This is a genomic window from Mesorhizobium sp. M7A.F.Ca.US.006.01.1.1, assembly GCF_003997935.1.
GTDB lineage: Bacteria > Pseudomonadota > Alphaproteobacteria > Rhizobiales > Rhizobiaceae > Mesorhizobium.
The window spans coordinates 19,427-31,466 of sequence record NZ_RZQL01000050.1; the positions used below are offsets into that span (position 1 = coordinate 19,427).

Here is a 12,040-nt window from a genome sequence, read left to right on the forward strand (position 1 = left end):
ATGCTGCGTCCTCAAACGAAACATGCTGTGCCGCCGGCAGGCGACATCTGCCGCCTGTCCGCGGTCGAACTCGCCGGCGCGATCCGGGAGAGAGAGCTTTCCGTGCGCGAGGTGGTGGCGGCATTCCTCGATCGCATCGAGGCGGTCAATCCGCTGGTCAACGCCATCGTCTCCTTGCGCGATCGCGCCGATATCCTGCGCGAAGCCGATGCGGCCGATGCCAGCCTGTCGCGAGCCGAAGCTGCGGGTCCGCTCTTCGGCCTGCCCATCGCCATCAAGGATCTCGCCTCGACCACGGGCCTCAGGACCTCGTTCGGCTCGCCGATCTTCGCCGATTTCGTCCCGCAGGAAGACGATTTCTTCGTCGAGCGCATCCGCAATGCCGGCGCCATCATCATCGGCAAGACCAACGTCCCCGAATTCGGGCTCGGCTCCAACACCTACAACGCCGTGTTCGGGCCGACGCTGAACGCCTTCGATCCGGCCCTGACCGCCGGCGGCTCGAGTGGCGGCGCGGCGGTGGCCTTGGCGCTCAACATGGTGCCCGTCGCCGATGGCAGCGACTTCGGCGGCTCGCTGCGCAACCCGGCTGCCTGGAACAATGTTTTTGGCTTCCGCCCGTCGCAAGGACTTGTTCCCGGCGGACCGGATTTAGAGATCTTTCATGCGCAGATGGGCGTCGACGGGCCGATGGGCCGCAACGTCCGTGACATGGCGCTGCTGCTCGATGTGCAGGCCGGTTACCACCCGCACGCGCCATTGTCCTACGAGAAACCCGGCTCGTTCCTCGAAGGGCTTGGAATACCGGCAACTGCTGGCCGCATCGCCTGGCTCGGTGACCTCCACGGTCATCTGCCGGTTGAAACAGGCATTCTCGGCCTGTGCGAGGCGGCACTCGGCCGCTTTGCGGAAGCGTCTTTCGCGACTGAACCGTTGCTGCCGGATTTCGATTTCGAAGCGCTGTGGCAGGCCTTCGTGACGCTGCGCCAGGCCAGCAGCGGCTGCGCGCTCAAAACCCACTATGACGACCCCGCCAAGCGCCGCCTGCTCAAGCCGGAAGCCATCTGGGAGGTGGAGAACGCCATGCGGCTGACGGCGCCGCAGATCCGCGCCGCTTCGGTCATCCGTACATCCTGGCATCGCATGCTGCTGTCGATCTTCGACCGCTATGATCTGATTGCGCTGCCGACAGCGCAGGTCTTCCCCTTCGATGTCGATATGCATTGGCCGCGTGAGGTCGCCGGACGCGCGATGGACAGCTACCACCGCTGGATGCAGGTTTCCGCCTTCGCGACCTTGGGCGGCTGCCCGGGGGTCAACGTGCCGGTCGGCTTCGACGACAAGGGTAGGCCGATGGGCATGCAACTGATCGGTCGGCCACGCGGCGATCTCGCCGTGCTCAAGGCAGCCGCCGCCTATGAGGCAACGCTGCCTTGGCCGGCCGGCGCCTGAACCGGGCGGACTGGCGTGTCGCAGGGCGCTAGGTAGCGGCTTGCACCGGCTGCGCTGCTATGCATTGATTATCCTCAACCGCGCCGCCTCGGCGGTATTCCTGGGGAAAGATCATGTCGCTCGAACTCTACGCCGCCTATGTCCTCGCTTGCATCGTCATCATCCTGGTGCCGGGTCCGACGGTCACGCTGATCATCGCCAACAGCATCCGTCATGGCTCCCGCGCCGGCCTCGCCAATGTCGCCGGCACGCAGGCCGGGCTTGCCGTGATGATCGCCATTGTGGGCATCGGCCTCAACACGCTGATCGCAGGCATGGGTCACTGGTTCGAGTGGGTACGGCTGATCGGTGCCGCCTATCTGATCTGGATGGGTGTGCAGATGTTCCGTTCCAAGGGCACGTTGAATGCCGATGGAACAGCGAGAAAGCCGCGCGGCGGCTTCTTCCTGCAGGGCCTGCTGGTGGCGCTCAGCAATCCCAAGACGCTGATTTTCTTCGGCGCCTTCTTTCCGCAGTTCATTTCGCCGCAAGGCAACTACTCGCTGCAGATCGCCATCATGGGCCTGACCGTGATGATCTTCGCCGCCTTCTCGGATTCGACCTACGCGCTGGCCGCCGGCCGCGCCGGGCGCCTGCTGTCGGCCGGCCGCATCAAGCTTTTGTCGAGGATCAGTGGCAGCTTCATGGTCGGCGGCGGCCTGTGGCTGGCGTTTTCAAAGGCGAAGTAAGCGCCCCTTCCCTCGCCTCGTTTACGGGGAGAGGGTGGTCGCGAAGCGATCGGGTGAGGGGCAGCGCCGTGCCTGCAGACAAAATATCAACGTTTGTGCCGCCCCTCATCCCCCTGCCGGGACCTTCTCCCCGTGAACGGGGCGAAGGAAGCTCTCACAGCCGCCCCAGCCTCTCCACCAGCAATGCGAAAAATCCGTCATGGTCGATGTCGCGCATCACCATGGCGTTCTTCGGCCGTTTGGTGACGCCCCACCAGTCGATTACGGTCATGCCCATGGTCAGTTCCGAGGCGGTTTCCACGCTGACGTTGCAGTTGCGGCCCTTGAACAGGTCCGGCTTCAACAGATAGGCGATGACGCAAGGGTCATGCAGCGGGCCACCGTCGGTGCCGTATTTCTCCTCGTCGAAGCGCTCGAAGAACTCCAACATCTCCGCGGTGGCGGTGCCGACCCTGGTGCCGAGCGTGCGGAAGGCCTGCGTGCGCTTGGCGGTGGTCAGCGCCTTGTGGGTAACGTCGAGCGGCATCATCACGATCGGGATGCCGGATTTGAGCACGACATCGGCGGCCTGCGGGTCGACATAGATGTTGAATTCGGCGGTCGGGGTGACATTGCCGCCCTCGAAGAAGCCGCCGCCCATCAGCACGATTTCCTTGATGCGTGGTGCGATGCGCGGCTCGCGGATCAGCGCCAGCGCAACGTTGGTGAGCGGCCCGAGCGCGCAAAGCGTGATCGTGCCGCTTTCTTCGCTCATCAGCGTCTCGACGATGAAATCGACTGCGTACTGGTCCTGCAGCTTCATCGTCGGCTCGGGCAATTGCGGTCCGTTGAGGCCGGTCTTGCCATGCACTTCCTCGGCGGTGACCAATTCGCGCATCAGGGGCCGGACGGCGCCGGCATAGACCTTAATGTCCGGGCGACCGGCCAGCTCGCAGATCTTGCGGGCATTCTTTTCGGTAAGCTTCAGCGGCACGTTGCCGGCAACGGCTGATATGCCGACGATCTCCAGTTCGGAGCTGCCGAGCGCCAGCAATATGGCGACGGCATCATCCTGGCCGGGATCGGTGTCGATGATGATCTTGCGTAACTGGGGCATTTCAATTCCTTGTTTGGCGAGGTCGTGGGCTTGCATCGATCCGATCGAAACATCCAAATGACGCCGAAGCGGCCGCGAGCTGCCAGGTCGAACCGCTCGACCGGGGAAGCCAATCCCGACCTGCGCGCTTCTCCTTGCATCTGCTCGCCGTTTCAAGCGCCATGTCGGTCATTCCTGTGAGTCCACGGCGTGGTCTTTTTGGGCGGGTCTGTTGACGGCTTGAACTTGGTCGCGGGGCGGACCATATCAAGGCCATCGGGAAAAATGCCATCTGGGTTTTTCCACTTTATGTCGCTCTTGAGAGGACAGTGTAACATGAGCCGAATGACGCCCTTTTCCAGCCCGCTTCTGCTTGGTTTCGACGCCATGGAAAAGACCCTGGAGCGCTTGGCGAAGTCCGGTGACAGCTACCCTCCCTACAACATCGAACGCCTCAGCGGCGCCGACGGCAAGACCGAAAGGTTGCGCATCACATTGGCGGTCGCCGGTTTCGCCGAAAGCGATCTCGATGTCACCACGGAGGAAAACCAGTTGGTCGTGCGCGGCCGTCAGACCGACGACACCGAGCGCGAATTTCTTCATCGCGGCATCGCCGCGCGCCAGTTCCAGCGCTGTTTCGTGCTGGCCGACGGCATGCGAGTGATCGCGGCGGAGTTGAAGAACGGCCTTTTGTCGATCGATCTCGATCGGCCGGAGTCCGAACGGCTGGTACGGAAAATAAACATATCGGTGAAAGACTGATCTTTACCACTGCATCGGCCGGAAATCGGCTCCGACTTTCCGAAAGCACGATGCAGCAAATTGAAATGGCTCTCATGCGGGATGGCCTTGAGCGGCGTCCTCGCGCCAAGGAGGCTTTGAAATGACCAGAACTGACGAAAATATCACCATGACAAGCGGCGAATTCGCCCATCTCGGCGAGGGCTCGGTCGCTTATCTCAGAAAGGTTTCGAGCGACGAATTGCTCGGCCGTTTCCCGAACCTCGGCGAAATCGCTCCCGGCATGGAATTGTGGGCGCTGTTTGCCGCCAATGGCCAGCCGATCCTGCTTTCCGATGCGCGTGACCGCGCTCTGGCCGGTGCCATGGAAAACGATCTGACCACGGTCGCCATTCACTAAGGCCCAGCGCGCCACTCTATTAGGCGCGACCAGCACAGGCTCAAACGCATAGGGCCGCCCATGGCGGCCCTTGAATGTCGTCTCAATCAGAAAAAATCAGGCCGCGTGGGAGGCTTGGGTGTCCGATAAAAGCGCGTGGATAGCGGAGGCGTCGCGCGTACCCCTGATCTTGGCCACCGTGTCGGCATCGCGCAGCACCCGCGCGATGCGCGACAGTGCCTTGAGGTGATCGGCGCCCGCCCCTTCCGGCGCCAGCAGCAGAAACACCAGATCGACGGGCTGATCGTCCAGCGATTCGAAATCGACGGGCGTCTCCAGCCGGGCGAAAACACCCGCGATGCGCTTCACGCCGGCCAGCTTGCCGTGCGGGATGGCGATGCCGTTGCCGACGCCGGTCGAACCCAGCCGCTCACGCTGCAGGATGGTGTCGAACACCTCCCGCTCCGGAATGCCGGAAATCGCAGCTGCCCGTTCGGACAGCAATTGCAGCAGCTGCTTCTTGGAGTTCGCCTTCAACGCCGGCAATATCGCCGGAACGTTGATAAGATCGCTCAGATCCATGCTTGAAAATCCCTTGTTCGCCTGCCGTCACCAGTCCCACCCCTCGTGTGGCCGGCTCTTATTGCCGTGCGACCTCTGTCGTCACCGTGCGACCGTTGCCGTCACCGTGCGACCTCTGTCGTCACGCTTGTGCGACCTTGGTCGTCGACGGGTCGATCCAGCCGATATTTCCATCGGGTCGGCGATAGACGATATTGAGATGGTCGGTTCCCGCGTTGCGGAAGACGAAGACCGGGCTGTCCTTGGTGTCGAGCTCGATGACCGCCGACGCCACCGACATGGTCTTCAGCGTCATGGTTGATTCGGCGACGATGGCCGGCGCGAAATTCTCCGGAATGTCCTCGTCGTCATCGGCAAGCGGCGCCATCACCGTGTAGGCTATGTCGGTCGGTTGGCCATTGGCGGCGCCCGAATTGTGCGATTTCAGCCGGCGCTTGTAGCGCCTCAGGCGGGTTTCCAGGCGGTCCGCCGCCGCCTCGAAGGCAAGCGTCGGATCCTGGGCATCGCCGGTGGCCTGCAGCGAAGCGCCGGAATCCAGCCGGATCATGCAGTCCGCGGAATAGCGCGAGCCCGATTTGATGACTGTGACATGTCCTGCAAAGCCGCGATCGAAATATTTGCCGATCGCTTCGCCGACACGATCGTTGATGCGTGTTCGAAACGCATCGCCGATGTCCATGTGTTTTCCCGATATGCGCAGATTCATCTGAAAACTGACCTTCCTTGCTCAGGCTTCAAACTGGCCCGAGTTTATACTCGTGATCCGTGCGCACAAGCTTTGCGGCGTCACTTGCGCCGATTTTAAATCCAAACTTTCCGGTTGATCACAAGCCGCCCTTTGACCGTCCCGAGGCCAACGTCGTGACGGACCATCCGCATGCGGGCATAGCCCGTCTCATGCGGGCGGGCTTCTAGCCAGTTCACCGCGGCTTGTCAATGAAGTGCTGGCTTGTGGAAAATCGACCCGCTCAGCGCCCGGCGCTGGCCATCGCCCGTTTCTCGCGTCGGCGCTGCACCGAGGAGGGGATATTCATGCCTTCCCGGTACTTGGCGACCGTACGCCTTGCAATGTCGACGCCACCTTCGCGCAACATGTCGACGATTGCATCGTCGGAAAGCACGTCGACTGGTTTTTCCTCGTCGATCAACTGCTTGATGCGGTCACGCACGGCTTCCGAGGAATGCGCATCGCCGCCGCCCGACGCGGCGATCGAGGCGGTGAAGAAGTAGCGAAGCTCGAACACGCCGCGCGGCGTCAGCATGTATTTGTTGGCTGTGACCCGGCTGACCGTCGATTCGTGCATGCCGATGGCGTCGGCCACCGTGCGCAGATTGAGCGGCTTCAGCTGCCGCACGCCATGGACGAGGAAGGCATCCTGCTGGCGAACGATTTCCGAGGCGACCTTGAGGATGGTCTTTGCCCGCTGGTCGAGGCTGCGCGTCAGCCAGTTGGCGTTCTGCAGGCACTCGGCCAGAAAATCCTTTTCCGCCTGGTTCTTGGCTTGCGGCGAGACCTGGGCGAAATAGATATGGTCGACCAAAACGCGCGGCAGCGTTTCGGCATTGAGTTCGACCGTCCAGCTGCCGTCATTGGCCGCGCGCACCTCGACATCGGCGACGATCGCGTCGCTGGCGCCGCCCGAAAACGCCATGCCCGGCCGGGGATCGAGCGCCCGGATCTCGGCCAGCATGTCGAGCAGATCCTCCTCGTCGACACCGCAGATCCGTTTCAACGCGTGAAAATCACGCCGCGCCAGGAGTTCGAGATTGGCGACCAGCGCCTTCATCGCCGGATCGAGCCGGCTGCGCACGGCAAGCTGCAGCGACAGGCATTCGGCTAGGTCGCGGGCAAACAGGCCGGCCGGCTCGAAGGTCTGACACACCGCCAGCACCTTCGCGACGGCGGCGGCATCCGCACCGAGACGAACGGCGATCTCGGCCAGTTCGGCACGCAGATAGCCGCTCTCGTCAAGGCCATCGGCGAGATCGGCGGCGATCAGCCGTGCAGCCGGGTCAGTGAAGGCCAGCGCTACCTGTTCACCGACATGGTCGCGCAGCGTGATCGCCGCGGCCGCCATATCGCCGGCGTCAAACCATTCGGATGAGGAACCCGCGCCATTGCCGGAAGCCGATTTCCATTGCGCCGTCAGGTCGGGACCGAGCCGCTCGCTGGTGCCCGGGTCGTCGGGAAACAGGTTTTCCAGCGACGTGTCGAGCTTGTCCGAGATCGCCTCGGCGCTCCACTGCGTCTCGTTTTCGAACCAGTCGCCTTCGGTGGTGGCTTGCGGCTCCGCCTCGATCTTCTGCGCCTGGTCGCTGGCGGCATCGTCCTGCGGCTCGGCGCGCTCCAGCAGCGGATTGCGCTCGATTTCCTCGTCGATGAAATGCTCGAGCTCGACATGGGTGAACTGCAGCAGCCGAATCGACTGCATCAGCTGCGGCGTCATCACCAGCGACTGCGATTGTCGTAGCTGTAGTTTGGCCGCCAACGCCATGGTTCGGTTTCAAACGCCTCGTCTACGCATCCGGACTTCCGGAAAGGAATTTTGCAGCCGGCCATAGAAACTGGCCCGGCTTTTGCTTGTCAAGGCAATTGGTAGCAAAACTCGCTTACCGGAGCGTTAGCCCGGAGCAAAATCGAGAAAAAAGTGCCGCGCGAACCGCAAAAATCGTGTCAGGAAACAAATTTCACGCTCAGAGCGTAAAACCCTCGCCGAGGTAAAGTCGCCGCACATCCGGGTTCGCCACCACTTCGTCGGCCCTTCCATGGGTCAGCACCTGGCCGGCATGGATGATGTAGGCGCGGTCGATGAGGCCGAGCGTTTCGCGCACATTGTGATCGGTGATGAGGACGCCGATGCCGCGCGCCGTCAGGTGGCGCACCAATTGCTGGATGTCGGCGACGGCGATTGGATCGATGCCGGCGAAAGGCTCGTCGAGCAGCATGTAGGCCGGACGCGTCGCCAGCGCTCGCGCGATTTCCAGGCGTCGCCGCTCGCCACCCGAAAGCGACATGGATGGCGCCTTGCGCAGATGGCTGATGTGGAATTCCTCGAGCAGTTCGTCGAGATTGCGCTCGCGCACCTTGCGGTCCTTTTCGACCACTTCCAGCACCGCGCGGATATTCTGCTCGACATTGAGGCCGCGGAAGATCGACGCTTCCTGCGGCAGATAACCGATGCCGAGGCGTGCGCGACGGTACATCGGCATCGACGTTACGTCGAAGCCGTCGATCTCGATCGTGCCTTCATCCACCGGCACGAGGCCGGTAACCATGTAGAAACAGGTCGTCTTGCCGGCGCCGTTGGGGCCGAGCAGTCCAACGGCCTCGCCGGCGCGCACGCCGATGGTGACGCCGCTGACGACCTTGCGGCCCTTGTAGCTCTTGGTCAGCCCCTTGGCGATCAGGGTTCCCTTGAACTTTCCCGCATCGACGGTCACCGTGGCCGGCGCCGAAAGCTTGCCGGCGGCCCGTCCCGGAAGACGCGCCGTCAGCGACGACAGGCTGGCCATCAGGGGTTCGTCGCTCCCGATTTCGGCGGCGGCGTGATCGACATCTGGACGCGTTGCCCAGCGCATGGATCCACCTGAGCCAGCCCGCTTTTCATCTGCACGGTAAGCTTGCAGCCGACCAGAACGTTGTCGTTTTGCGACAGAACGACCTTTTTGCCCGAAAGCACCAGCACCTGGCTCTTCATATCGAAGCTGCCTTGATCGCCGGTCGCGACCTGCGCATCCGACTTGATATAAACCTTGTCGGAGATCTCCAGGTGATCGATGTTGGCCGAGCCCGTCATCGCCGCACCAGCGGCCTCCGTGCCCTTGGCAGCGGCGTTGGGGTCCTTGACGTAGTAGACCGTCATCTTGCCGGCCTTCATCAATGTCGGCCCCTGGACGACGCTGACATTGCCCGTGAAGATGGCGACACTGTCGGCCTGGCGGACTTCCAGCTTGTCGCTCTCGATCTGGATCGGCTTGTCGCCGGACAGTTTGAGGCCTGACTGACTGGTCGTCTGCGCCCATGACGGCACGAGTCCGAGCAGCAGCAACGCTGAAGTTGCAGCCGCGAGCCGCGTCGAACTACTGAGCCGCATTGGTTTCTCCGCTGTTTCCCTGTGCCGCCTTCAAGGCGGCGGAATCGATGTTGACGCGCACTTTGTTCTCGAAAACCAGAACCTTGCCATTGTCCTGGACCGACATCGTATCCGCCGTGATCCGCGACCCGCCACGGCTGACATCGACGGGATCTCCCGTCTTCATAGTGCCTTTGCCCATGTCGAGGAAGACCGATTTGAACTTGGCCTGCATGCCGTCGGTCGTGGTGATCGTCACGTCGCTGGTCAGGTTCATCGTATTGCCGTCGCGATCGTATGTGCCGTGCGAGGCCTTGACCGCCGCCACATTGTCGGACGCGATCGGCACCTTGGCGTCGATGCCTTCCAGCTCGATGATACCTTGCGTGCTGACATCCTGAATGGCACGCAGCGCCGTCATCGAATAAGGCTGCTTCTGCTTGGTGAAGCCGTTGAGCTTCGGATTGGCCATCACCAGCTTGCCGTTGGAAAAGGCAGTGCCTTCCGCTTGAATCTTCACGGAGACGGGTGCGGCGAGATAGGAATAGACCGGGAAAGCGACCGCTATCAGTGCTGCGGCCACCGGCACGGCAAATTTGAGAACGCGCACGCGGCGCGAATGACGCTGTGCACGGTCGAAAGCATCGCCGCGCGTCCGGCCGTCCGCCGGGGGAGCCAACACCGCCTCGGCGTTGGTCGGTTCAATCGGTCGCGCTAACATTCACTGCTTTCTTCTAACCTGCCCGCCCTTGAGCACCGCCTATAGGTGGGACGCCGGCGCTTTCAAGCAAGCACAAGCCCACGAAAACTGCAAAAATGTGACAGCCGTCTTTGTACAGACGAAAACGAAGTCCGCACAACCGCACGTTCTCCATAGCAGAAACAGACACGCGGCGTAAAATTTATCCGCTGTCTGTCTCGCCGCCCGACCTCGCGGTGATTGCGCAAATACGCCGGGGGAGATGTCGGATGCCCCGCCTGGCCGGCCTGGTCGATCGTGTATGCGGCGTTGCCAATCACGTCGGCGGGACGCTTTTGGCCTTAGACCCGGTCAGCGTCAGGCCGCCTTCCGCTGTATGAGACCAACCAGAACGGTGCGCATTCCCGAATATGATGGGCTGCCAATTTTTACTTCCCAATCAGTGTTGCGTTTCCGAGGGTGCTTCACATTACGCAACGCTTGGCGGAATGTGTTCGGGTCGACGCCTACAGTTCGAGCCATATCTTCAGCGGTTGTGTGTTTGGCGATCATGAAATCTCCTATGCCTTTTGCCGGTATATAGGGCGTTTGTACAACTCGGCCAAAGGATTAGGCGGTTTCGCAAATTTCAAACTGAGACACTGCCGGGAAAGAGAACTGCTTCCAGATGGGAGGATCATGGTCTAAAAGCGTCTCCTCCCGCCGACTGAAAGGCTGACCATGGCACTGAGAGCCGACGACCTGATCGACCGCCGCCGCTTGCGGCGCAAGCTGACATTCTGGCGCGTCGTCGCCATAGGCATCGTAGCCCTTGGGGTGATTGCGCTTTCAACCTGGTTCTATGGCGACGATTTCGGCGGCTCGACGGTCGACCATATTGCCAAGGTCAAGATCGAAGGCACGATCACCGAGGACGAGGAACTGATCAAGCGGCTGGAAACCATCCGTCTTTCATCGAAGGTGAAAGGCGTGATCCTGTCGATCGATTCGCCTGGCGGCACCACCGTTGGCGGTGAATCGATCTATGAAGAAGTGCGCAAGCTGGCCGCCGACAAGCCAGTGGTGGCGGAAGTCGGCACGCTCGCCGCATCGGCGGGCTATATGATCGCCAGTGCCGCCGATCACATCGTTGCCCGCAAGACTTCGATCGTCGGCTCGATCGGCGTGCTGATCCAGTATCCCGACGTCAGCGGCCTGATGGACAAACTCGGCGTCAAGCTGGAGGAAGTGAAATCCTCGCCGCTGAAAGCCGCGCCCTCTCCCTTCAAGCCGACCAATGACGACGAGCGCGCCATGGTTCGCAAACTCATCCTCGACAGTTACAACTGGTTCGTCGACATCGTCGCCGAACGCCGCAAGATGACCCGCGAACAAGCGCTGGTGCTTGCCGACGGCTCGATATTCACCGGACGCCAGGGCGTTGCCAACGGACTAATCGACGCCGTCGGCGGCGAGACCGTAGCGGTCGACTGGCTGGCGACCAAGGGCGTCGATGCCAAGCTCAAGGTCGTCGAGTGGAAGGATACCGAACGGCGCGGCGGCTTCCTGTTCTCGAAAGCGATGGCGCAAACGATCGGCAGTGCGCTCGGCCTGCCCGCTTACAGCGGCGACATCATCCATGAACTCGGAGCCGACCGCTTGTTTCTTGACGGTCTCGTTTCCGTCTGGCACCCTTGAGATGCCGTTTGGGGCAAGTGAAAAAAGCAAATAAAATCATCCTCATAATTTTGACCGCACTGCTTTCACGGGGACCCGTCTCATGATCAAGTCCGAACTTGTGCAGATTATTGCCACGCGTAATCCGCATCTTTTCCTGCGCGACGTCGAAAACATCGTCGGCGCGATCTTCGATGAAATCACCGACGCACTTGCCGAAGGCAACCGGGTTGAGTTGCGAGGCTTCGGCGCTTTTTCGGTGAAGAACCGTCCTGCCCGCACCGGCCGCAATCCGCGCACGGGCGAATCCGTCGAGGTCGAGGAGAAATGGGTGCCGTTCTTCAAGACCGGCAAGGAACTGCGTGAAAGGCTGAACGGCGGCAAGTAGGCGCGGCGTCAGCGCCTGACGGCCTTTCGGACCGGCCAGCTTCCGACGGAAAACATCATGTTCAATCGCTTCATCCTCATCGCGATCTTCGTGCCCCTGGCGATCATCCTGATCGCACTCGCCGTTGCCAACCGCGAACTGGTCGCCTTCACCCTGGATCCGTTCAACCCCGGCAATCCGAAGCTGACTCTGACTTTGCCGCTGTTCATTTTCCTGTTCCTGGCACTCGCCATCGGCATGATCGTCGGCAGCCTGGCAACCTGGGT

14 protein-coding genes and 1 pseudogene are annotated in these 12,040 nt (G+C 61.7%); 7 read left to right on the top strand and 8 right to left on the bottom strand.

What is annotated here, in order from left to right; all coding sequences use genetic code 11:
- Window positions 1-1,452, top strand: coding sequence for an amidase (locus EN943_RS11650; RefSeq protein ID WP_127412735.1), 1,452 nt, complete (start codon window positions 1-3; stop codon window positions 1,450-1,452).
- Between the two features lie 113 nt (window positions 1,453-1,565).
- Window positions 1,566-2,180, top strand: a complete 615-nt coding sequence (locus EN943_RS11655; RefSeq protein ID WP_127412736.1) for a LysE family translocator — start codon at window positions 1,566-1,568, stop codon at window positions 2,178-2,180.
- A 154-nt stretch (window positions 2,181-2,334) separates the two neighbouring features.
- Here EN943_RS11655 and EN943_RS11660 read toward each other — a convergent pair whose 3' ends face one another.
- Complete coding sequence (locus tag EN943_RS11660; protein ID WP_127412737.1) at window positions 2,335-3,276, bottom strand: nucleoside hydrolase; 942 nt, start codon at window positions 3,274-3,276, stop codon at window positions 2,335-2,337.
- A 315-nt stretch (window positions 3,277-3,591) separates the two neighbouring features.
- Here EN943_RS11660 and EN943_RS11665 point away from each other — a divergent pair, with 315 nt between their 5' ends.
- Both EN943_RS11665 and EN943_RS11670 read left to right on the top strand, forming a co-directional pair.
- Complete coding sequence (locus EN943_RS11665; protein WP_023760739.1) at window positions 3,592-4,017, top strand: Hsp20 family protein; 426 nt, start codon at window positions 3,592-3,594, stop codon at window positions 4,015-4,017.
- 121 nt (window positions 4,018-4,138) lie between these two features.
- Window positions 4,139-4,396, top strand: coding sequence for a DUF1150 family protein (locus EN943_RS11670; RefSeq protein ID WP_127412738.1), 258 nt, complete (start codon window positions 4,139-4,141; stop codon window positions 4,394-4,396).
- 96 nt (window positions 4,397-4,492) lie between these two features.
- Here EN943_RS11670 and ptsN read toward each other — a convergent pair whose 3' ends face one another.
- The 7 genes from ptsN to EN943_RS11705 all read right to left on the bottom strand — a co-directional run bounded on the left by ptsN (window position 4,493) and on the right by EN943_RS11705 (window position 10,282).
- Window positions 4,493-4,957: a PTS IIA-like nitrogen regulatory protein PtsN gene (gene ptsN, locus EN943_RS11675; protein ID WP_127412739.1), complete on the bottom strand. Its 465-nt coding sequence runs from the start codon at window positions 4,955-4,957 to the stop codon at window positions 4,493-4,495.
- Between the two features lie 121 nt (window positions 4,958-5,078).
- Complete coding sequence (gene raiA, locus EN943_RS11680; protein ID WP_013529588.1) at window positions 5,079-5,663, bottom strand: ribosome-associated translation inhibitor RaiA; 585 nt, start codon at window positions 5,661-5,663, stop codon at window positions 5,079-5,081.
- Between the two features lie 262 nt (window positions 5,664-5,925).
- Entirely contained in the window at window positions 5,926-7,452 is a 1,527-nt protein-coding gene (gene rpoN, locus EN943_RS11685; RefSeq protein ID WP_127412740.1) for an RNA polymerase factor sigma-54, read from the bottom strand.
- A 199-nt stretch (window positions 7,453-7,651) separates the two neighbouring features.
- Entirely contained in the window at window positions 7,652-8,470 is an 819-nt protein-coding gene (gene lptB, locus EN943_RS11690; protein ID WP_013529586.1) for an LPS export ABC transporter ATP-binding protein, read from the bottom strand.
- Window positions 8,470-9,051, bottom strand: a complete 582-nt coding sequence (locus tag EN943_RS11695) for an LptA/OstA family protein (RefSeq protein WP_023812537.1) — start codon at window positions 9,049-9,051, stop codon at window positions 8,470-8,472. The genes lptB and EN943_RS11695 overlap by 1 nt, the downstream gene beginning before the upstream one ends.
- A complete protein-coding gene (gene lptC, locus EN943_RS11700; protein WP_127261183.1) occupies window positions 9,038-9,751 on the bottom strand; it encodes an LPS export ABC transporter periplasmic protein LptC in 714 nt (237 codons plus the stop codon). The genes EN943_RS11695 and lptC overlap by 14 nt, the downstream gene beginning before the upstream one ends.
- Before the next feature lie 336 nt (window positions 9,752-10,087).
- Window positions 10,088-10,282, bottom strand: a complete 195-nt coding sequence (locus EN943_RS11705; RefSeq protein ID WP_127296383.1) for a hypothetical protein — start codon at window positions 10,280-10,282, stop codon at window positions 10,088-10,090.
- A 168-nt stretch (window positions 10,283-10,450) separates the two neighbouring features.
- Here EN943_RS11705 and sppA point away from each other — a divergent pair, with 168 nt between their 5' ends.
- The 3 genes and pseudogenes from sppA to EN943_RS11720 form a co-directional block, all read left to right on the top strand.
- Window positions 10,451-11,407, top strand: coding sequence for a signal peptide peptidase SppA (sppA, locus tag EN943_RS11710; protein WP_127412741.1), 957 nt, complete (start codon window positions 10,451-10,453; stop codon window positions 11,405-11,407).
- An 82-nt stretch (window positions 11,408-11,489) separates the two neighbouring features.
- Window positions 11,490-11,774 carry an integration host factor subunit beta gene (locus tag EN943_RS11715; protein WP_006200394.1) on the top strand — a complete coding sequence of 95 codons (285 nt, stop codon included), beginning with the start codon at window positions 11,490-11,492 and terminating at the stop codon, window positions 11,772-11,774.
- 57 nt (window positions 11,775-11,831) lie between these two features.
- Window positions 11,832-12,040, top strand: a pseudogene (locus EN943_RS11720) (DUF1049 domain-containing protein); the annotation flags it as partial.

Bases quoted from the DNA above. Each gene is read 5' to 3' on its own strand.
- EN943_RS11650 (WP_127412735.1), top strand. From the start codon at position 1: ATGCTGCGTCCTCAAACGAAACATGCTGTGCCGCCGGCAGGCGACATC.
- EN943_RS11655 (WP_127412736.1), top strand. From the start codon at position 1,566: ATGTCGCTCGAACTCTACGCCGCCTATGTCCTCGCTTGCATCGTCATC.
- EN943_RS11660 (WP_127412737.1), bottom strand. From the start codon at position 3,276: ATGCCCCAGTTACGCAAGATCATCATCGACACCGATCCCGGCCAGGAT.
- EN943_RS11665 (WP_023760739.1), top strand. From the start codon at position 3,592: ATGAGCCGAATGACGCCCTTTTCCAGCCCGCTTCTGCTTGGTTTCGAC.
- EN943_RS11670 (WP_127412738.1), top strand. From the start codon at position 4,139: ATGACCAGAACTGACGAAAATATCACCATGACAAGCGGCGAATTCGCC.
- ptsN (WP_127412739.1), bottom strand. From the start codon at position 4,957: ATGGATCTGAGCGATCTTATCAACGTTCCGGCGATATTGCCGGCGTTG.
- raiA (WP_013529588.1), bottom strand. From the start codon at position 5,663: ATGAATCTGCGCATATCGGGAAAACACATGGACATCGGCGATGCGTTT.
- rpoN (WP_127412740.1), bottom strand. From the start codon at position 7,452: ATGGCGTTGGCGGCCAAACTACAGCTACGACAATCGCAGTCGCTGGTG.
- lptB (WP_013529586.1), bottom strand. From the start codon at position 8,470: ATGGCCAGCCTGTCGTCGCTGACGGCGCGTCTTCCGGGACGGGCCGCC.
- EN943_RS11695 (WP_023812537.1), bottom strand. From the start codon at position 9,051: ATGCGGCTCAGTAGTTCGACGCGGCTCGCGGCTGCAACTTCAGCGTTG.
- lptC (WP_127261183.1), bottom strand. From the start codon at position 9,751: ATGTTAGCGCGACCGATTGAACCGACCAACGCCGAGGCGGTGTTGGCT.
- EN943_RS11705 (WP_127296383.1), bottom strand. From the start codon at position 10,282: ATGATCGCCAAACACACAACCGCTGAAGATATGGCTCGAACTGTAGGC.
- sppA (WP_127412741.1), top strand. From the start codon at position 10,451: ATGGCACTGAGAGCCGACGACCTGATCGACCGCCGCCGCTTGCGGCGC.
- EN943_RS11715 (WP_006200394.1), top strand. From the start codon at position 11,490: ATGATCAAGTCCGAACTTGTGCAGATTATTGCCACGCGTAATCCGCAT.